This window comes from Alteromonas lipotrueae (assembly GCF_019249215.1).
Classification (GTDB): domain Bacteria; phylum Pseudomonadota; class Gammaproteobacteria; order Enterobacterales; family Alteromonadaceae; genus Alteromonas; species Alteromonas lipotrueae.
The window spans coordinates 65,502-85,984 of record NZ_JAESDI010000007.1 but is presented as its reverse complement, the minus strand read 5'-3'; the positions used below and the strand labels follow the sequence as shown (position 1 = coordinate 85,984).

Below are 20,483 nucleotides of genomic sequence, written 5' to 3'. Positions count from 1 at the left end.
AAAAGAAAAGAAAAAAGCAATAAAAAAGGCGCCATTAGGCGCCTTTTTTTGTGTCTGAAAGAAGCTTACTTCTCTTCAGGAACCTTAACAGTATCTTTAACAGTCACAGAGATGCGACGGTTAACACGATGTGCTTCGGCATTTTTAGCTGTATCTAGTAAACGAGTCTCACCGTAACCAACAGTTTCTAAACGGCTAGCATCGATATCGTACATGTCTACCATTACTTCTTTGAAAGATGCAGCACGGTCTTCAGAAAGATCCATGTTGTATGCTTCAGAACCTGGTGCAGAAGTGTGACCTTCAATTACTGCAGTAGTGTTAGTGTACTGCTTCATGAATTCAGCGAATTCAGAGATTTCTGGGTCACGAGGTGCTTTAACAACAGAACTTTCATTGTCGAAAAGAACGCGTAGTGTAATTTCTACCGTTTCTTCGTCAAATACTGTACAACCTTTAGCGTCAACTTTAACGCCAGCAGCTGTGTCTGGGCACATGTCTTTCGCATCTACAACGCCGTCGTTGTCAGCATCTTTAAGTGCACAACCTTTAGCATCAACAGTAGTACCTGCTGGCGTGTTAGGGCACTGATCTACACTGTTAAGTACGCCATCGTTGTCGTTATCCACGCTACAACCCGTTGCGTCAACACGAACACCAGCTGGTGTCATAGGGCACTGATCACGGCTGTCGATTACACCATCGTTGTCTGCGTCTTTTGGCGCAGAAGGTGTAGATTTACCGAAAGGAATAGCTAAACCAAGTTTCACACTGTAGTCGTTATAGTCTTCACCAAAGTCATGGTAAGTAGCAATCTCTGTAACAATCTTAACAGACTCAGAGATATCCCAGTGTTTACCAATACCGATGTTACCTAGTGTGGTTGACTCGCCGACTGATTGGCGTTTAACACCACCGAATAAGTACCATGCATCGTTAGGCATGAAATAAAGTGCATCTACACCTACCATTTCGCCATCATCGCTAGAACCACCAACGTAGTCTAGTTCTAGAGCCGTAAATTCAACACGTGCTGCCCAGCTTTGAGTGAAACGGAAACCGTATTCGAATGATACGCCTTGACCGTCATCTAGCACTTCAGTAGTAGGACGTTCAACGTCAGTGTTGTAATACAGACCAGAAATACCAAACCAGTTTTTGTACTCTGGCTCAGAAGAATCTTGTGCAAAGGCAGTTGATGAAAGTACGGCAAGCGAAAGCGCCGCTAATTTAAAGTGTTTTTTCATAGTCACATCCTGTTAAACGTTGAGTGATTATCGATTTATGATAATTCTAGCTTGTGCTTAGTTGTTCTAAGCAATTAATATGCCGCTTTGTTATATAGGCGATGTCGCTAGCCCTTGTAATGTGGCAATAATCGTTCGTTGGCCGCCAATATCTCGGTGCTCGCCTAGCATGATGCCCTGCCAAGTACCAAGTTGTAGCCTCCCTTTTTCCACCGGTATTGAAACCTGACACCCCAATAAACTTGATTTCAAGTGAGCTGGCATATCATCACTACCTTCGTAAGTATGCCGGAAAAAGGGCAAGTTTTCTTTTACACTATAGTTAAAGAAGGCCTCCATATCCGACCTAACAGTCGGATCTGCATTTTCATTTATTGTTAAGCTAGCACTGGTGTGTTTCAGCCATAAATGAAGAAGGCCTACCTCCATACTTTCCAGCATGGGCAAAGCGTTAATTATATACTCTGTTACTAAATGAAAGCCACGAGGAAATTCAGGTAATGTAATTTTTTCAGAGTACCAGGAATTATTTGTCAAAGCAGATCTCTAAGTGCGCCAATCCTTCATCGCACATAAATGGAAGGATGATTTTCGCGCCGCTGACCTGATGGCTAATGGTGTGCTGCTTACCAGACACAACAATTGGTGTCGCCATTCCAAATTCAAAACCGCGATCTGCAAGGTCGCGTTTTGCATTTCCGCATATCATGTTGGTGACTTCACCAACCATATCCCCAACCTCTGCATCGAGTTTTTCAGGGCGTTCTCCAACCATGCGCTCCATAATTGTTAGCGCTAACGACTCTTCGAAGGTAATAGACATAGAGCCACGTACGTTAGGGCCCACCATACCAATTAATCCAGATACATCACCTTTAGCTACTTCACCTTGCTTACGCTTAGGTTTACCTGGAGTAAGCTTGGTTTGCGCCATGGTTTCTAACACATTGAGTAAACCCGAGATAAACGGATTAACGAACTCAGCATTCATGGGAGTGCTCCTTTGCAACGGTATTTTCCGTTTGTTGACAATCAGCACAAAGACCATGCGCCTCTATTGTTTGTTTAGATACTTTGAAGCCATTGGCCTCTGCCTGACTATCTAATGTTTCTTTCAAACCTTCAGACTGTATCTCTGCAACGTCACCACAACTGTCGCAAATAAGAAACTGTACAGGATGGTTACAACCAAAATGATAACAGGCGACAAATGCATTGGTCGACTCAAGACGGTGAATAAAACCGAAATCGAGTAAAAAATCAAGCGCTCGGTATACGGTGGCAGGTTTTGCACCGGACTCTGTCTCTTTTAGCGCATCTAATAATTCATAGGCCCCCATTGGACCATGCTTAGCGACTAATATTTCGTACACTTTCTCTCTAAGAGGGGTAAATCTAGCGCCTCTTTGCTCGCAGTATGCGCGAGCTTTGTGGATAAGCGTGGCTTTATTCATTTATTGTTACCGTGGCTATTTTACTAATTATATTGATAATGACGTCATTAATGACAGATGTTCGCCTACTTTACTTACTCTACATTGGCGTACATGTGTGCGATTAATTGATCCTCTAAAGCAAAGCGCTCTTCAAGAGTTTCACCAATATTCGCAAGCTCACTGTCAAAAACAGCAGCTTGTTCAATAGTAAGTGCCTCTGCGAATTTATCATTAAACTGTAGGGCTGAGTCGGTGGTTTGCGTAAGTTTTGGGTAAAGACGCTGTTTTAACGCTTTTCCTTCTACCTCATCGTCAACCAACATATCAAAGACCTCGAAGTGCCCAGCGGAAAGGTAATCCATTAGGTTTTCACAAAAATTAGCAATGTCATTTGCCTCAGGCAATGACTCGCCTTGCTGGTCTAAACCGGCTAAGTGACAATAGGACACAAGCAGTGACTGTCTGGCTAACAGCCAATTATCGACAGTGTCACTTTTACCGCCCCATTTTACTTTTACCTTCTCTAACTGCTGTAACATTTCATGATCCTTTCAATCAGCGCTTGTTCTAATTCAGCGCCTGTTATTTACCAGCATTTTAACCTAGTATAACACTCAGCCTATACGACACAAATTGAACCCACTGAGTTGTCGTAATTAAATATATGTTACCTTACCTTGTATATCTTTAATGGGTGGATGACAGTTTTATGATGATAAAGCGTAGTGACAGTGAAATCGAGACTGAAATCGGGCAGTGGATCATTTTTACCAAAGGTCGGATAGTCATTCGTAAGGGCGAAATAAACGTTCCTTTAGCGCATATCAATGAGTTTACCTTTCTCGAAAATTATCGCGAAGAGGTTCATCAACTCCCTCCATTGCACGAATCTGCTCAGAGAAACGAACCTGTCTTTGTTGTAGATCTTGGCGCTGAAACGATAGAAGATGAACAATGGGAGTCGGTTTCGTTACGGCAATTATTGTTCGAGCAACAAGATATTGGTTTTTCAGTCATAGGTCGCGCTTGGCAATATGTCCATTTTTTAAGAACTCATCAGTTCTGTGGGCAATGTGGTTCGCACACCGAAAGAGTAAATTGGGAAATGGCAGTACATTGCCATCGGTGCCATCACAGAAGTTATCCTCGCGTATCGCCATGCATTATTGTGTCAATTCACAACAATGAAAAGCTGCTACTGGCAAAAGGCGTCAGGCATAAAGAAGCGAATATGTATTCTACCCTTGCTGGATTTGTAGAAAGTGGCGAAAGCTTAGAAGAAGCCGTCCATCGGGAAGTATTCGAAGAAGTAGGGGTAAAAGTAAAGAACCTACGTTACATCGATAGCCAGCCTTGGCCATTTCCACACTCAATAATGGTTGGATTTATTGCTGAGTATGAAAGTGGTGAAATTCGGTGTCAAGAAAACGAAATTGATGATGCACAGTGGTTTAGCGTTGATGCATTGCCAACTATTCCACCGCCATTCTCGATTGCAGGCCAGCTCATCGCTAAAACACTGTCGCAATTAGAAGACAAATAAAAAACCCTGCCGAAGCAGGGTTTCAATGAGTTTAGCACGGTCCCTTTGCGGGCTTCTTTCTCGTTGCTGTATATATTAGTAGCAAACACTTACTATTAGTGCAAGCCCCTTTTTCAAGTATTGTTCGTCGCAATATTAGGCATAAGTGTCGCAAGTTGCCAAATTACGACAGCTTTTTAGCACAAAAGGAAATGAATACTGGTATAATTTCGCCGTTTTATTTTTCTAATTTCAGGTGAACATATGTCGCAAAAAGCTACCAGTGCTGCTAAACCCGCTTTAAAGAATGATCGTTACCTACGGGCGTTATCAAAGCAACCTGTCGATGTCACGCCTGTATGGATGATGCGACAAGCTGGTCGCTATTTACCTGAATACAAAGCAACTCGTGCTGTTGCTGGCGACTTTATGTCTTTATGCAAAAATGCCGAGCTTGCCTGTGAGGTTACCTTACAGCCTCTTCGTCGTTTTCCCTTAGATGCTGCTATTTTATTTTCAGACATCCTAACGATTCCAGATGCGATGGGCTTAGAGCTCTATTTTGAAACGGGGGAAGGTCCGCGATTCAAAAAACCGATCACCTGCAAAGCTGACGTAGATAAAATTGGTTTGCCAGACCCAGAAGGCGAACTGCAGTATGTAATGAATGCAGTGCGCACCATCCGCCGTGAACTGAATGGCGACGTGCCTTTAATTGGTTTCTCTGGCAGCCCATGGACACTTGCTACCTATATGGTAGAAGGTGGCTCTAGTAAAGCCTTCACTAAAATCAAAAAAATGGCGTTTGCTGAACCGGCGATATTGCATGCTTTATTAGAGAAACTGGCCGATTCCGTAACGGAATACCTGAATGCCCAAATAGCAGCAGGTGCACAATCAGTCATGATTTTCGATACATGGGGCGGTGTGTTGTCACCACGAGACTATAAAGACTTTTCATTGCAATATATGGCGCGTATTGTTGATGGACTTACCCGTGAAGCCGATGGCAGAAAAGTACCGGTTACTTTGTTTACCAAGAACGGTGGCATGTGGTTAGAGTCTATTGCTGCTACTGGTTGCGATGCAGTCGGCCTTGATTGGACTATTGATATTGCAGAAGCTCGTGCGCGCATTGGCGACAAAGTAGCGTTACAAGGCAATATGGACCCTTCCATGCTTTATGCCTCACCAGAAAGAATTCGTGAAGAAGTGGGCACTATCTTATCGGGCTATGGCGAAGGTTCTGGCCATGTATTTAATCTAGGCCACGGTATTCACTTAGATGTACCACCAGAAAATGCAGGTGTGTTTGTGAATTCAGTTCACGAACTCAGTGCGCCTTATCATAAGTAGTTATATGTGTAGCTATATCAGTAGCTACGATTCGCCAACAAGCTGGTAAGGAAATCATGAAACCCTGGGTTGTTATTGTACTCATCCTCTTTATTGCCGTGACAGGTTATCAGTTCGGCTTTTACCACGGAAAGTTGGCAAGTTCCAACGTGGAGAAAGAGCGCTTGAATACTGTGCTGGAGCGTTCGCGTACCACTGCAAGTAGCAATCTCAGGGTGATTAAAGCCACCCCTCAAATGTCTGGCGAATCAAACATTCAGACCCCAGAAAACAGTCACAATTTTGCTATGAATGAAGGCCTATCAGACTTTCAGGTTCAAAACGAAATAACGGAATTTTTAGCGTTTCACCCGAGTGGGCAAAAACTGACCCTGAATACGTTTCAATGCACGCAATCCGAATGTGAGTTTACTGGGGAATATTTAGGCAGTCATGCGGGCTTCGAGCAAATGCTTATCGACTTGAAAGCCCAGTCGTGGTGGCAATTTGGTGAAATGCTTGAAGTAAGTAATATTGAAGAGGGAAACACCCAAGTTGGTGTTAAGTTTTCATCTAGGTCCGTGCTCATCAGCGATGCAACTACCTAGTAGGTTTTAATATAACCTGCTTTATTTAACCAGTACCTTCGTGCTTAAGCGTCTCTTGGTAACCCTTTCTCTACTGCTCTGGTTAATCTTTTTTGTTGTCTATTGGCCTTCTCTTCGAACGCTACGCCTGCTTTCTTATTCTCTTGTTGTGCTAACGCCCACAAAATGTGCCGATCCACTTTATCGCTTACCTTTCCAAGGTTTGTCTGAAGGGCGTTAACAGTTTGTGCACTATAATTGGCGTTGCCCAGTGCAACGGCAATATTACGTTGCCATTTTTCAAACCCAATTCGGCGAATGGGGGAACCTTCGGTATTGGTCAAAAAGGTTGCTTCATCCCATGAAAAAAGCGTGGTTAGGCTTTGCCCATGCAATACCTTTCTTGGGTGAAAGTCTTCTTCTTCAGTAATATTGGCATAACGATTCCACGGGCAAATTAGCTGACAATCGTCACAACCATAAATTCGATTTCCCATTAAGGGGCGAAGGTCCTCGGGAATATCCTTGTCTGATTCAATAGTAAGATAGGAAATACAACGTCGAGCATCCACTTTATAAGGAGCGACAATGGCATTAGTAGGGCAGATTGTTAAACATGCTGTACATGTACCACAGCCTTCTTCTACTGGTGAATCAACGGGTAAAGGTAAGTTGATAAAAAGCTCACCTAAAAAGAACCAAGACCCCGCTTCTTTGTTAATGGTTAAGCTGTGCTTCCCTGTCCAGCCTATGCCGGCCTTCTCAGCAATTGCGTGCTCTAAAACAGGCGCTGAATCTACAAACGGCCGGTATTCCGTGTTGCTCAGCGCGGTGGTAATTTTATCACCTAGTTGCTTTAGGCGTTTTCGCAGCACCTTATGATAATCACGGCCGAGTGCATATCGACTGATATATCCTGTGTCTGATTGGCTTAAATGTTTTGCAAATGAAGCATCTGGAGGGAGATAGTTCATTCGCACACTAATAACCCGCAGTGTGCCCGGCACAAGTTCATCGGGGCGAGCCCGTTTCATGCCATGGTTAGCCATAAAGGCCATGTCACCGTGATAGCCGTTCTCTAACCATTCGGTTAAATAGGCTTCATGCTGATGTAAATCAATGTCGCTAATGCCAACTTGCTGAAAGCCTAGCGCGCGGCCCCAAGCCTTGATATCTTGGGTCAATTGAATTAGGTCGATAGAATTAATAGTGGACATGTACTTATGCTAGATACTCAACTCACCTCAAGTTTATCATACAAACTGTTTCGGGCCGATCAGGTCAGAGAAAATGAAGCCGAAGCGGCTGCTCAGTCTGGCTGTGATATGTTCACGTTAATGCAACGCGCCGGTGGTGCGGTATTTGAACAATGCCAAAGCTTATTCGCAAATTCTGACGTGTATTTAGTCTTACTAGGTCAAGGTAACAATGCTGGCGACGGTTACATTACCGCACAAAAGGCGAAAAAAGCGGGTAAAAAAGTACATGTATGCGCCATTGAGCCTGATCGTGTTTTGGAAGGCGATGCGGGCAAAGCACAGCAGCAATGGATAGATGCTGGCGGAAATATAAAACCTTTCGATGATTCCTTGATTGAAAAAGCAGACGTGGTAATCGATGCACTATTAGGTACGGGAATTAACAGCTACATTCGCAATGAATTCGCCGACGTTATCGATGCTATCAACGAATCATCAACTCCTGTGGTAAGTATCGACGTACCATCAGGATTAGACGCGAACACAGGTCAAAGTTTAGGGCGCTGTGTGCAAGCTGATGTCACTGTCACCTTTGTGGGAATAAAGCCTGGTTTGGTCACAGGGGCTGGTAAACAGTCTTGCGGAAAGCTGGTGTACGCTGATTTAGGCATAGGTAAAGCTTTTCAAACTTTAGCGAAAGCCAGTGCAACCTTATTGAATATTGAGCATTTCAAGGGCATGGGGCCTCGCGATGTTCACAGCCATAAAGGTACCTATGGCAGGTTGCTGTGTGTGGGCGGAAATCGCGGAACGGCGGGCGCTATTAGGCTGGCTGGAGAGGCAGCCCTTAGAAGTGGTGCCGGTATGGTACGAGTTTATACCCATGAGGCCTCTACTATCCAAGTAAGCGCAGGTCGCCCTGAATTGATGGTGACATCAAGCCATTTAGATGAGGCCCTAGCGTGGGCGTCATGCGTAGTGATAGGTCCTGGGCTTGGTCAAGATGAATGGTCACAAAGTGTATTCGCTGCTGTACTCAAACACTGTCAAAGTGAGAATAAACCTATTGTCATCGATGCTGACGCGCTAAACCTTTTATGCAAACAGTCAACCGCATTCACACTAGAACACTGCGTGCTGACCCCTCACGCGGGAGAGGCAGGTCGACTGCTGGGTGTGTCGGTTGAAGATGTAGAAAGCGACCGTTTTAATTACGCCAGACAATGTTCACAGCGCTACCATGCGGTATGTGTTTTAAAAGGGGCTGGTACGCTTATCGACAACGAAAAGAAAACATGGGTTTGCCGCCATGGTAACCCTGGCATGGCAACGGCGGGCAGCGGTGATGTACTAAGCGGCATATTAGGGGCGCTTATGGCACAAGGCCTTAGTGTTGATATTGCCGCTAAGTACGGCGTGGTGCTCCATGCTAAAGCGGGCGATGATATTGCCCAGCTTTATGGACAACGTGGTATGATAGCCAGTGATCTATTTGATGCAGTACGTGCATTAATTAATCAGTAAATCTGTTGGCATAGGCTGGTTTGGGCTTAATGTCGATATCAGCCTTTTAGTTTGATTATGTGGAACGTTAAAAAGATGTCTTACCCACACTCTTCATTTTTTGCTGCAACGCCTGAAGATACGTCAGCAATGGCAAAGGATCTGGCGAATGCTGTAGCGGCTCAACAGCCAATAGATGCCATTATATTTTTAAACGGTGACTTGGGCGCAGGAAAGACCACCTTCAGCCGGTATTTCATTCAAGCACTAGGGCATGACGGAAATGTAAAAAGTCCGACGTATACCTTGGTGGAACCTTACGAATTAGAAAATGTCTCAATATATCATTTCGACCTGTATCGTTTATCCGACCCAGAAGAGCTTGAGTTCATGGGGATTCGAGATTATTTCGGCACAGGAAACATTGCCCTTATAGAATGGTCAGAAAATGGCGCTGAATACTTGGCATCGCCAGATATAGTGATTAGTATAAATATTGTGCCAACTGGTCGTCAGTTCAGTGTTGAAGCGACAAGCGTGAAAGGCGCAAAGATATTGCAAGGTTGTAAAACGCTATAAATAGTGAGCTGTGATAAACAATAACGACTATAAGCTTGTGGCAACAAGCAAAATAAAGGCGAAGCATGGTACGTAAAATTCTATCGGTTATGTGCATTTGGGTTGTAGTGCAAACTGTCCATGCAGCCCAAAATCAAATTGATGGGCTAAGAATTTGGCCATCGCCAGACAACACGCGAATTGTTCTCGATATGTCGTCTGCGCCTGAATTCACCTACTTCCCCCTTAAAAACCCACATCGCTTAGTTATCGATTTATCGAATACGAGTGATAGCAAGGTGTTATCGCTTCAATCTGAGTCTGGCGATTTAGTGCGCAAGGTACGCTATTCAACACCGAAAAATAAACATTCTGCGCGGGTAGTAATTGAGTTAAACCGTGCGGCCTCGCCGTCTTTGTTTGCCATGACGCCCACTAAACCCTACGGGCATAGGCTAGTCATTGATTTGAAAGACAGTGGTGCGCCAGCTGCGAGTTCAAGCAGTTCAAATACTTCCGCATCTAGCAAGTCACCGTCAAATAGCTCAACCTCCTCTGTCGTAATGGATGGCTCGAGTAGCCATCGAAATCGGGATATTATTGTGGCCATCGATGCGGGCCATGGCGGTGAGGACCCTGGTTCCATAGGGCCTGCCGGAACGTATGAAAAGCACATTACGCTAAGCATCGCCAAAAAACTTGAAGCCATGATTAATGGGGAGCGTGGTATGCGGGCCATAATGACTCGCAGTGGTGATTACTACGTATCGCCGAACAAACGTCCTGAGCTGGCTCGCAAGAAAAAAGCCGATTTATTGATATCTATTCACGCCGACGCATTTAGCCAACCACAACCCAAAGGTGGGTCTGTGTGGGTATTATCGATGCGCCGCGCTGATACAGAACTAGGTCGCTGGCTAGAAAAATCAGAGCGTCACTCTGAATTACTGGGTGGTGCCGCAGAAGTGATCAGCGACAAATCGAGTGAGCGTTATTTAGCGGAAACTATTCTTGGGCTGTCGATGGACCACAGTATGGCAACCAGCCATGATTTGGGCAACAAAGTGATTGAGGAAATGAAGCAGGTGACTTCTCTGCACAAGCGTTCACCTCAAGCGGCCAGCTTTGCTGTGCTTACAGCGCCAGATATTCCATCAATTTTGGTTGAAGTAGGGTTCATTTCTAACCCGCAAGAAGAGAAAAACCTTAACTGGGGTAAACATAGGGAAAAACTGGCGAAAGCCATGTTTACCGCAGCAAAACGCTATTTCAAACAAGTCCCCCCAGATGGTACATTATGGGCACTGGAACGTGCTGATAGTCGAACCCATACGGTAAGAAGTGGAGAGTCGCTTTCGCTTCTTGCTCAGCGCTACAATGTGAATGTTAGCCGCTTAAAAGCTGCCAATAATTTAAATAGTGATGTGGTGAGAATAGGGCAAATACTAACTATTCCAAGAACCTAGCATCACGTTAATCAATTTCTACCTACGAGTGTCTTTTGTCTATACAATTATTATCGCCACAATTGGCCAACCAGATTGCCGCAGGGGAAGTGGTTGAACGCCCTGCGTCAGTGGTTAAAGAGTTACTAGAAAATAGCCTAGATGCAGGCGCCGATAGAATTGAAATAGATATTGAGAAAGGTGGCCATAAACGCATTCGTCTTAAAGATAACGGCGGAGGCATTGCCAAAGATGAGTTGCAGCTTGCGCTTAGCCGTCACGCTACCAGTAAAATTTCAACATTAGATGATTTAGAGCGCATCTTATCATTAGGCTTTCGGGGCGAGGCCCTTGCTAGTATAAGTTCAGTTAGCCGTTTAACGTTAACCTCAAAAACCGAATCACAAAGCGAAGCGTGGCAAGCCTACTGTGAAGGCCGGGAAATGGCGGTTAATGTTCAGCCAGCCGCACACCCAAAAGGGACCACCATTGATGTGGCTGACCTTTTTTACAATACGCCGGCTAGGCGCAAGTTTCTGCGCGCCGAAAAAACGGAGTTTCAACATATTGAAGATGTGGTGAAGCGCATTGCCCTTAGTTATCCCCATGCTAGTTTTATTCTGAAACACAACGGTAAGACGACTAAGCGCTATATTGCCGATAAACACGGCTCACTTGCCCCTCGTATTGCCGCTGTAGTAGGGCAAAAGTTTATTGATAACGCAGTGCATATCAATGTGGAATACGAAGGAATTACCATGAATGCGTGGCTAGGCAGCGAAGTAATGCTGCGTAGCAGTAACGATTGCCAGTTTAGCTTCGTAAACGGGCGCGGTATGCGAGATAAGTTAATTATGCACGCTATTAGGCAAGCTTACGAAAGTGTGTGGGGTGTACTAGAGCAGCCTTCATTTGTTGTTTATCTAACACTGGATCCAAAAGACGTGGACGTGAACGTACACCCGGCAAAGCATGAAGTTCGCTTTCAGCAAGGGCGCTTGGTACATGATTTTATTTGTAAGACAGTGTGTGATGCATTGCACTCAATTACTAATGAGCGTGAAACTCACCATCATGGTGAAGCTGAAAGCTGTGATGAACCTGTGAGATTTAATCCACCGCAACAAAGTCATGACTATATACGTCCTTTAAGTCATTCTCCGGCCTCGTCATCGCAATCAGGGGGGAGGGCCTCAGGTGGCAACGCTTTATCGGGGCATAGGCAATCGAAAGCACCAACTGCAGCTTATCAATCTAACTTTAATCGATTAATGACGCCAAATAGCGACACGCCAGCATCAAGCGGTCGTGAGCAAAGTCAGCATCTTACACTAAACTCATATTGTAGAATTTACGTACATAATGAAAATGTTTACCTGCTGGACGTAAAATCTTTCGCGAACGTGTATTTACAAAATGTATTTGAAACAGCTGAACATTCACAACCTTTGTTAATGCCAGTGGCGCTTGAAGTTGCCCACGTTGAGCCTGAAAAAATTGCGGCACTTAACGCTCTTAACTTTGAAATTAATCAAGTGGCGGGTAAATACCGATTGCAGCAAGTCCCCGCGGGTACTAGGCACTTCCCATGGATACGTTGGTTTGAAAGGCTGTTAGAGAGCGACGTTGTAAATGATGATAAACGCTATCAATTAGTTTCAACTGACGACCAAGATTTAGATGAAATGTTGTGCGAACAATTATGGCACTGGTTGGATGAGAGAAACGACGTGAAACAATGGGAATATATAGAGCGATTTGGTAAAGTGCGCTCCCTAGAGAGCCTGCTTTCATCATGGGGAAATAACCATGGTTGATGGCATAAAATCTGCATCGAACCAGTATCAGTCTCAATTACCTGTTATTTCCATTATGGGGCCAACAGCGTCAGGCAAGACGGGTTTGTCACTGGCGCTAGCTGAAACAATGGACTGTGAAATTATCAGTGTTGATTCAGCATTGGTCTACACTGAAATGGATATAGGAACGGCGAAACCCACGGCTGCCGAGAAATCGTTAGTTCCCCACCACCTTATTGATATTATTGACCCCGCACAAAGTTACTCTGTCTCACAGTTTTGTAACGATGCGATTAGGCTTATAGAAGAAATTCATGGTCGAAATAGGGTACCAATATTGGCGGGGGGAACAATGATGTACTTTAATGCCTTGATAAATGGAATTTCGCCACTACCTAAGTCAGATGAAAAGATTCGCAGTGAAATCGCCAGTGAAGCAGAAGCTTCTGGTTGGCAAAAATTGCACGACGAGCTTTGCCGAGTGGATCCTATTAGTGGTGACAGAATTCACCCTAACGACCCTCAAAGATTGACCAGAGCATTAGAAGTATTTCGTGGAACGGGCAAAACGCTAACAGACTGGCAAAACGAGAAAGGCAGTCCTTGCCCCTACGATATTAGCCAATTTGCTATTGCTCCAAAAGATAGAAGCGTCTTACATGAGCGGATTGCCCAGCGATTCGACATGATGCTAGGCGATGGATTTGAACAAGAGGTTAAGCGACTGTTTGAACGGGGCGATCTTCATGAAGACCTCCCGTCAATTCGTTCGGTTGGCTATAGGCAAATGTGGCAATATTTAGAGGGCCAATTGTCCTATGAGCAAATGCGCGAAAGGGGCATCATTGCAACTAGGCAACTCGCTAAGCGTCAGCTTACGTGGCTTAGAGGGTGGGAAAACCTCACTTGGCTAGACACATTTTGTAAAGATAATTTGACTAAAATTACAGCGAAAGTCACACTCTAATAAGTTGAGTGTGGTATACATTAGACGTGCAGTGGCCGTGAGTAAGGGCCACGAATAATAAAAACTAAGGATATCAAATGGCTAAAGGGCAATCTTTACAAGACCCATTCTTAAATGCATTACGCAAGGAGCGTATTCCAGTATCTATTTATCTGGTAAACGGCATTAAATTACAGGGACAAGTTGAATCATTTGATCAGTTCGTGATTCTACTTAAAAATACAGTAAGCCAAATGGTGTATAAGCACGCTATTTCCACCGTTGTTCCCGCTCGTGCTATTACTATGCCGAGTGCTACAGGAGAATCTGAAAATACTAAAGCTGAATAAATTAAAAGGTAACGCGCTTGTTTGACCGTTATGAAGCCGGTGAACAGGCTGTACTAGTTCATGTTAATTTTACTGATGAAAACAGCAAAGAAGATTTAGCTGAGCTCGAATTGCTTGTGTCTTCTGCGGGTGTAAACGCGGTAGAAGTTATTACAACTTCGCGAAGTGCACCCCAAGCTAAATTCTTTGTGGGTTCGGGTAAAGCGGAAGAAATTGCAGCAGCAGTTAAAGCGCACGACGCTAATGTCGTTATCTTTAACCATAGTTTGTCGCCCTCTCAAGAGCGGAACTTAGAAGCGGTCTGCCAATGTAGAGTGCTAGATAGAACGGGGCTGATCCTCGATATATTTGCGCAAAGAGCAAGAACACATGAAGGTAAGCTTCAGGTTGAACTCGCTCAGCTGCGTCACATCTCTACCCGTCTTATTCGAGGTTGGACTCACTTAGAGCGTCAAAAAGGGGGGATAGGTTTGCGTGGGCCGGGTGAAACCCAGCTTGAAACTGACCGCCGATTACTCCGTGGGCGCATAAAAGCCATTCTTCGTCGTTTAGAAAAAGTACAAAAACAGCGCGAACAAGGACGTAGGTCTAGAAAGCGTGCTGAAATTCCCACAGTATCCTTAGTGGGCTATACCAATGCTGGTAAGTCTACCCTTTTCAATACTATTACCGATGCGCACGTGTATGCGGCAGACCAATTGTTTGCTACGTTAGACCCTACGCTTAGAAAAATAGATTTGAAAGACGTAGGCCCTGCCATTTTAGCCGATACGGTAGGCTTTATTAGGCATCTTCCACATGACCTCGTGGCGGCATTTAAAGCCACGCTTCAAGAAACCCAAGAAGCTGATCTCTTGCTTCATGTGGTAGATATTGCAGACGCGAAATATCGCGAAACCATTGATGAAGTGAACGCGGTATTGGAAGAAATAGACGCCAGCGAGATTCAACAATTACTAATATGTAATAAGATTGATAAACTAGATGACATAAACCCTCGTATTGAAAGAAACGAGGAAGGTGTTCCAACCCGAGTTTGGCTATCAGCACAAACCGGTGAAGGCACCGAATTGCTGGGGCAAGCGTTAACAGAATGCCTGAGCAAAAGTATGGTTAACTACACGCTTAAAATACCCCCAGCACAAAGTAGTCTGCGTGGTGTACTATTTGAATTGAATTGTATATCTAGCGAGGAATACGATAATCAAGGTGATTGGGTGGTAGATGTTCGAATGCCAATGGCAGATTGGAACAGGCTTGAAAAGCGTTTAGAAAACGGAATATCAGAGTATGTTGTGCGACATTAACCGCTGCTAAATTTTAGCACGGCAATGCATGCGAATTTCAAAAATAAAACTGTAATCTATGGAGTATCAGCATGGCTTGGAATGAGCCGGGTGGCAATAATAACGACCCGTGGAAAAATCGCGGCGGACGTGATCAAGGTCCACCCGATTTAGATGATGTATTCAAGAACTTATTCGGTAAGTTCGGAAAGTCTGGCGGCGGTAGCGGTGGCTCGGGTAAGAGCTTGGGCGGTATCGGTGCTGGTATTTTAATTGGCTTGGTAGTGATCATTTGGGCTGTAAGCGGTTTTTACACCATTCGTGAAGCTGAGCGAGGCGTAGTATTACGTTTCGGTGAGTACGCTAAGCAAGTTGAACCTGGATTACGTTGGGCACCAACGTTTATCGACAGAGTTATTCCTGTGGATGTGCAATCTATTCGCGACCAATCATCGTCAGGCTCTATGCTAACGGAAGACGAGAACGTGGTTAGCGTACAGATGGAAATGCAATTTCGCGTTGTAGATCCGTACCGCTGGACGTTTGCTGTCGAAAGCCCGGAAACGAGCTTAAGCCAGTCTTTAGACAGTGCGATTCGCTACGTAGTAGGCCATTCAACAATGGATGATGTGCTTACTGACGGTCGTGAAGTGGCTCGCCAACGTGTTTGGGAAGAGCTTCAAGCTATTATTGAACCTTACAACATGGGGGTGTCGATTATCGACATGAACTTCCGTGATGCACGCCCACCTGAGCAAGTGAAAGATGCATTTGATGATGCAATTTCAGCACAGGAAGATGAACAGCGTTTCATTCGAGAAGCCGAAGCCTACGCACGAGAGATTGAGCCTCGCGCTCGTGGTCAAGTTAATCGTATGAACGAAGAAGCGCAGGCATATAAAGAGCGTGTAACGCTTGAAGCGCAGGGTGAAGTTGCTCGCTTTGAAGAGTTGCTACCTCAATACGAGAGAGCACCTGTAGTAACACGTGAACGTATCTACATCGAAACAATGGAAGAGGTATTAAGCAATACCAGCAAAATCCTTGTGGATAGTAAAGGTGGGAACAACATGATGTATCTTCCTTTAGATAAAATCATGGAACGCCAGCAAGGCAGTTCAACACCGCGTTCACGCAGCACCTTAGAAGGCTTACAAATGCCAGTGGCTGACGAAGGTCAAAACAGCCGTAATTCATCATCCACCTCTGGTGTGCGTGGTGACAGCTACAGAGAGGGGAGATAATCATGATGAAGAATTTAGCTATTGCAGTATTAGTACTTCTAGTGGTTCTTGCTTCGGGCTCTTTGTTCGTAGTAACTGAGGGCGAACGTGCCATTGTTATTCAATTTGGTAAAGTTCAACGAGATGATGCTACAGGTGATACAAAAGTATTTGAACCTGGTCTTCATTTCAAATTGCCATTCATTGACTCTGTTCGTCACTTAGACGCACGTGTACAAACGTTGGATGACACACCTGACCGTTTCGTTACCAGTGAAAAGAAAGACTTAATTGTTGATTCATACGTGAAATGGCGCATTGACGACTTTGCCCGTTATTACCTATCAACAGGTGGTAATAAGTTGCAAGCTGAAGCGCTATTGAAGCAAAAAGTGAATAACGGATTACGTTCTGAATTTGGTACTCGTACTATTGCACAGATTGTATCTGGTGAGCGCTCAGCATTAATGAACCAAGCAATGGAGCAGGCTTCAACGTCTTCTGATGAGCTTGGTATCGAAATTGTTGATGTACGTGTTAAGCAAATCAACCTACCTACGGAAGTGAGTAACTCAATCTTCCAACGTATGCGTGCTGAGCGTGCTGCAGTAGCAAGAGAACACCGTTCAGAAGGTCAAGAGCAAGCTGAAGTTATCCGCGCTGATATAGACGCAAAGGTAACGGTAATGCTTGCTGATGCTGAACGTAATGCTCGTCAGCTTAAAGGTGAAGGTGATGCCTTAGCAGCAGAAATTTATGCAGATGTTTATTCTAAAAATGCTGATTTTTACAGCTTCTTAAGAAGTATGGATGCATACAAAGCCAGCTTCAATAATAAGCAAGATGTGATGGTGATCGCGCCTGATAGCGACTTTTTCCGCTACATGAACGCATCTAAAGGTAATTAATACCTAACATCGTTTTTCTGTTAAAAAGCCAGTCTTTAGACTGGCTTTTTTGTGCCTGCTGTAAAGTGCATAATTAATTGAAATTTATAGGTTTTACTGAGTTTTTTCGGCGATTTACAAAGGTTTTAAATTGTTCAATTTACCCACCTACTGCCAAAATTGCTCAAAATACGTTAAAATAAGCGCGAATTTATTATTATAAAACGCAGCATTATTGAACTTCATGGCAGATATCACTGCTGCTTAGTGAGTAATGACTGGGTAATAAAAACGACAGAGGGAATGTTTTGATTCCGGAAAATACAAAAGATAAATCTGCCCAAAATCGGGGCGGACAGGGTGGTTTATTCTCCCGATTCCTCGCCACTGTGGAATTTCTTGGAAATTTGCTACCACACCCCGTGACTTTATTCGCGATGTTAGCCTGCTTTATCGTGGTGTTAAGCGGTATTCTTGGCTATTTCGATTTAGCGGTAGTTGACCCTCGTCCTGAAGGAGCAAAAGGTCGCGAAGCTGATGGCATGATAGAAGTCATCTCATTAATGAGCGCGGAAGGCTTGCAGCGTATTGTTACTGGTTTGGTGACTAACTTTACCGGCTTTGCTCCTCTTGGCACTGTGTTGGTTGCATTGCTTGGTGTGTCGGTTGCTGAGCATTCAGGCTTGTTGTCAGCCACCATGCGTTCATTAGTGATGAATGCTTCAAAGCGCACGGTTACTTTTGCTGTCGTGTTTGCAGGTATTATTTCAAATACCGCCTCAGAGCTTGGCTATGTGGTGTTAATACCGCTTGCCGCTATGATATTTCATTCGTTAGGTCGCCACCCTCTCGCGGGTCTTGCCGCCGCCTTCGCCGGTGTATCCGCAGGTTACAGTGCTAACTTGTTGCTTGGCACGGTAGATCCCTTGCTCTCAGGTATTACCGAAGCCGCTGCTCACATGATTGATCCTGATTATGTCGTAGGCCCAGAAGTTAACTGGTATTTCATGTTTATCAGTACCTTTGTGGTGGCCACTATGGGTGCTTTGGTTACTGAGAAAGTCGTAGAGCCTCGACTCGGTAAGTTCGACGAATCAGAAGCTTCTGTAGATTTAAGTAAGCAATCAATGGATGCGCCTTCTGATATTGAGAAGAAAGGGCTTCGTTGGGCAGGCATCGCCTTTGTAGCGGTATGCGGTATTTTGGCGCTCACTATTGTGCCTGAAAACGGTATTTTGCGTCACCCTGAAACCGGCGCGGTAGCGGGTTCTCCTTTCTTAAAAGGCATAGTTGCCTTTATCTTTGTTTCTTTTGCCGTGCCTGGCTTTGTTTATGGCCGTGTTACAGGCTCGATGAAAAATGATCGTGATGTAATTGATGCCATGGCAAAAAGCATGGGCGCAATGGGGTTGTATATTACCCTGGTCTTCTTTGCTGCGCAGTTTGTGGCTTTCTTTAAATGGACTAACTTGGGCACAGTGTTAGCCGTTAAAGGCGCAGCGCTTCTTCAAGCGGCTGGCCTAGATGGCCCGTCAGTGTTTATTTTATTCATCTTAATGTGTGGTGTGGTTAACTTATCGTTAGGTAGCGCCTCGGCGCAATGGGCAGTAACTGCCCCTATTTTTGTGCCTATGCTGATGTTGATTGGCTATTCACCAGAGGTTATTCAGGCGGCGTATCGTATCGGAGATTCAGTAACGAATGTTATTGCGCCAATGATGAGTTACTTCGGGCTTATTTTAGCCATGGCAGCACGGTATAAGAAGGACCTAGGTATGGGCACCTTGATTGCGATGATGCTGCCTTATTCCATGGTATTTATCGTGGGTTGGACCATACTGTTTTATCTGTGGGTCTTTGTATTAGGTATGCCTGTTGGGCCAGGTGCAGCCACCTACTATCAGCCTTAACTGGTTGAAAATATTAAGACTAAAAAGGTGGCAAAGGCCACCTTTTTTAATCGCTAAATTTAATTGCGCCAATCGTGCTAAATTTGTGGTCTATTCACCCAAAATTGCCGTAAATTCAGTATACTAGTTATATTGTTTTTTCAGTGCGGAATAGTTGATGAAGTTCAAAAGCAATCAGGGTTTTACTCACAGTCAATCAGACAAAATAGGCGTGTTGGTTACCAATTTAGGTACACCTGAAAGCCCCACTGCGGCCGCCTTGCGCCCTTACTTAAAAGAGTTTCTTTCAGACCCACGGGTAGTAGAGATCCCTCGTGCGCTTTGGTGGTTCATTTTAAACCTCATTATATTAAATACTCGCCCTAAGCGTTCAGCTGAAGCTTATAAAACCGTTTGGACGGAAGAAGGTTCACCGTTACTGACTATTACGAAAGCCCAAGCAACGGCAATAGAGGCGCGTTGCAAAGCAGAATATGGCGACGATGTCGTGGTTGATTTTGCTATGCGCTACGGCAACCCTGCTATTAGCGACACCATTGAACGCATGTTGTCGCAAGGTGTAAGAAAGTTAGTGGTATTGCCTTTGTACCCTCAATATAGCGCCTCTACTACGGCGTCTACCTTTGATGCTATTGCGAAAGACTTTACTAAGCGCCGCTGGTTACCAGAACTACGTTTTGTGAATCATTACAACGACAGGCCTGATTATATTAAAGCGTTGGCAAATAAAGTGCGCGCATATTGGGAAGAACATGGAAGAGCTGACAAGCTTATTCTTTCTTATCATGGTATTCCAAAGCGTTACTTGTTGAACGGCGACCCCTATCACTGTGAATGTCATAAGACATCACGCTTGTTAGCAGAAGAACTCGGGCTAACTCATGACGAGTACATGACTACCTTCCAGTCTCGTTTTGGTAAAGCAGAGTGGTTAAAACCCTATACTGACGAAACGATGAAGTCTTTGCCAGGCAATGGGGTGAAATCAATTCAAGTGATGTGCCCAGGTTTTTCTGCAGACTGCTTAGAAACTATTGAAGAGATAGGTGAAGAAAATCGTGAATACTTCATGGAAGCGGGTGGTGAAAAATACGAGTATATTCCTGCGCTGAACAGTGACGAAGAACATATCGATATGCTGTTTGATTTAGTTAAAGAGAATTTACATGGTTGGACTGTGAATAAAGATACTGCACTACGAGCTGGCTTAGCTCGCGCCTTAGGTGCCGATAAATAGCCAGTATTTGTTA

At 44.6% G+C, this 20,483-nt stretch carries 20 protein-coding genes; 14 read left to right on the top strand and 6 right to left on the bottom strand.

Annotated elements, in window-relative coordinates; genetic code table 11:
• Nucleotides 1-65 precede the first annotated feature (65 nt).
• From JKP82_RS09640 to rsd, 5 genes are all read right to left on the bottom strand, one after another.
• Nucleotides 66-1,247 (bottom strand): OmpA family protein, encoded by a 1,182-nt coding sequence (locus JKP82_RS09640; protein WP_159533751.1) that lies wholly within the window; start codon nt 1,245-1,247, stop codon nt 66-68.
• Between the two features lie 90 nt (nt 1,248-1,337).
• On the bottom strand, nt 1,338-1,784 hold the full coding sequence (locus tag JKP82_RS09635; protein ID WP_218396787.1) for a secondary thiamine-phosphate synthase enzyme YjbQ: 447 nt from the start codon (nt 1,782-1,784) through the stop codon (nt 1,338-1,340).
• The gene (locus tag JKP82_RS09630) at nt 1,774-2,238 is read right to left on the bottom strand and encodes a chemotaxis protein CheX (protein ID WP_159533747.1); all 465 of its coding nucleotides are present in this window, start codon (nt 2,236-2,238) and stop codon (nt 1,774-1,776) included. The genes JKP82_RS09635 and JKP82_RS09630 overlap by 11 nt, the downstream gene beginning before the upstream one ends.
• Entirely contained in the window at nt 2,228-2,701 is a 474-nt protein-coding gene (locus tag JKP82_RS09625; protein ID WP_159533745.1) for a transcriptional repressor, read from the bottom strand. Before JKP82_RS09625 ends, JKP82_RS09630 begins: the two co-directional genes overlap by 11 nt.
• Before the next feature lie 74 nt (nt 2,702-2,775).
• A complete protein-coding gene (rsd, locus tag JKP82_RS09620; protein ID WP_159533743.1) occupies nt 2,776-3,222 on the bottom strand; it encodes a sigma D regulator in 447 nt (148 codons plus the stop codon).
• Nucleotides 3,223-3,392: 170 nt separating this feature from the next.
• On the opposite strand from rsd, the gene nudC reads away from it, so the two are divergent.
• The 3 genes from nudC (at nt 3,393) to JKP82_RS09605 (ending at nt 6,148) form a co-directional block, all read left to right on the top strand.
• Nucleotides 3,393-4,226 (top strand): NAD(+) diphosphatase, encoded by an 834-nt coding sequence (gene nudC / locus JKP82_RS09615; protein ID WP_159533741.1) that lies wholly within the window; start codon nt 3,393-3,395, stop codon nt 4,224-4,226.
• A 243-nt stretch (nt 4,227-4,469) separates the two neighbouring features.
• Nucleotides 4,470-5,561, top strand: coding sequence for a uroporphyrinogen decarboxylase (gene hemE, locus JKP82_RS09610; RefSeq protein ID WP_013786381.1), 1,092 nt, complete (start codon nt 4,470-4,472; stop codon nt 5,559-5,561).
• Between the two features lie 56 nt (nt 5,562-5,617).
• On the top strand, nt 5,618-6,148 hold the full coding sequence (locus JKP82_RS09605) for a hypothetical protein (RefSeq protein ID WP_159533739.1): 531 nt from the start codon (nt 5,618-5,620) through the stop codon (nt 6,146-6,148).
• A gap of 44 nt (nt 6,149-6,192) precedes the next feature.
• On the opposite strand, the gene queG is transcribed toward JKP82_RS09605, so the two are convergent.
• Nucleotides 6,193-7,344 carry a tRNA epoxyqueuosine(34) reductase QueG gene (gene queG, locus JKP82_RS09600; protein WP_159533737.1) on the bottom strand — a complete coding sequence of 384 codons (1,152 nt, stop codon included), beginning with the start codon at nt 7,342-7,344 and terminating at the stop codon, nt 6,193-6,195.
• A gap of 6 nt (nt 7,345-7,350) precedes the next feature.
• Between queG and JKP82_RS09595 the strand changes: the two genes are divergently transcribed.
• From JKP82_RS09595 to hemH, 11 genes are all read left to right on the top strand, one after another.
• Nucleotides 7,351-8,850, top strand: a complete 1,500-nt coding sequence (locus JKP82_RS09595) for an NAD(P)H-hydrate dehydratase (protein WP_218396785.1) — start codon at nt 7,351-7,353, stop codon at nt 8,848-8,850.
• 75 nt (nt 8,851-8,925) lie between these two features.
• Complete coding sequence (gene tsaE, locus JKP82_RS09590; protein WP_159533733.1) at nt 8,926-9,408, top strand: tRNA (adenosine(37)-N6)-threonylcarbamoyltransferase complex ATPase subunit type 1 TsaE; 483 nt, start codon at nt 8,926-8,928, stop codon at nt 9,406-9,408.
• A gap of 65 nt (nt 9,409-9,473) precedes the next feature.
• Nucleotides 9,474-10,853, top strand: a complete 1,380-nt coding sequence (locus JKP82_RS09585; protein ID WP_218396784.1) for an N-acetylmuramoyl-L-alanine amidase — start codon at nt 9,474-9,476, stop codon at nt 10,851-10,853.
• 35 nt (nt 10,854-10,888) lie between these two features.
• Complete coding sequence (gene mutL / locus JKP82_RS09580) at nt 10,889-12,649, top strand: DNA mismatch repair endonuclease MutL (protein WP_218396782.1); 1,761 nt, start codon at nt 10,889-10,891, stop codon at nt 12,647-12,649.
• The gene (gene miaA, locus JKP82_RS09575; protein ID WP_159533727.1) at nt 12,642-13,598 is read left to right on the top strand and encodes a tRNA (adenosine(37)-N6)-dimethylallyltransferase MiaA; all 957 of its coding nucleotides are present in this window, start codon (nt 12,642-12,644) and stop codon (nt 13,596-13,598) included. The genes mutL and miaA overlap by 8 nt, the downstream gene beginning before the upstream one ends.
• A 77-nt stretch (nt 13,599-13,675) precedes the next feature.
• Nucleotides 13,676-13,927 (top strand): RNA chaperone Hfq, encoded by a 252-nt coding sequence (hfq, locus tag JKP82_RS09570; RefSeq protein WP_013786373.1) that lies wholly within the window; start codon nt 13,676-13,678, stop codon nt 13,925-13,927.
• Between the two features lie 17 nt (nt 13,928-13,944).
• The gene (gene hflX, locus JKP82_RS09565; protein ID WP_057795589.1) at nt 13,945-15,234 is read left to right on the top strand and encodes a ribosome rescue GTPase HflX; all 1,290 of its coding nucleotides are present in this window, start codon (nt 13,945-13,947) and stop codon (nt 15,232-15,234) included.
• A gap of 71 nt (nt 15,235-15,305) precedes the next feature.
• Nucleotides 15,306-16,457, top strand: a complete 1,152-nt coding sequence (gene hflK, locus JKP82_RS09560) for an FtsH protease activity modulator HflK (RefSeq protein ID WP_159533725.1) — start codon at nt 15,306-15,308, stop codon at nt 16,455-16,457.
• Between the two features lie 5 nt (nt 16,458-16,462).
• Nucleotides 16,463-17,344: a protease modulator HflC gene (gene hflC, locus JKP82_RS09555; protein WP_013786370.1), complete on the top strand. Its 882-nt coding sequence runs from the start codon at nt 16,463-16,465 to the stop codon at nt 17,342-17,344.
• Nucleotides 17,345-17,631: 287 nt separating this feature from the next.
• Nucleotides 17,632-19,233 (top strand): AbgT family transporter, encoded by a 1,602-nt coding sequence (locus tag JKP82_RS09550; RefSeq protein ID WP_220099906.1) that lies wholly within the window; start codon nt 17,632-17,634, stop codon nt 19,231-19,233.
• Nucleotides 19,234-19,390: 157 nt separating this feature from the next.
• Complete coding sequence (gene hemH, locus JKP82_RS09545; RefSeq protein ID WP_159533723.1) at nt 19,391-20,470, top strand: ferrochelatase; 1,080 nt, start codon at nt 19,391-19,393, stop codon at nt 20,468-20,470.
• Nucleotides 20,471-20,483 lie beyond the last annotated feature (13 nt).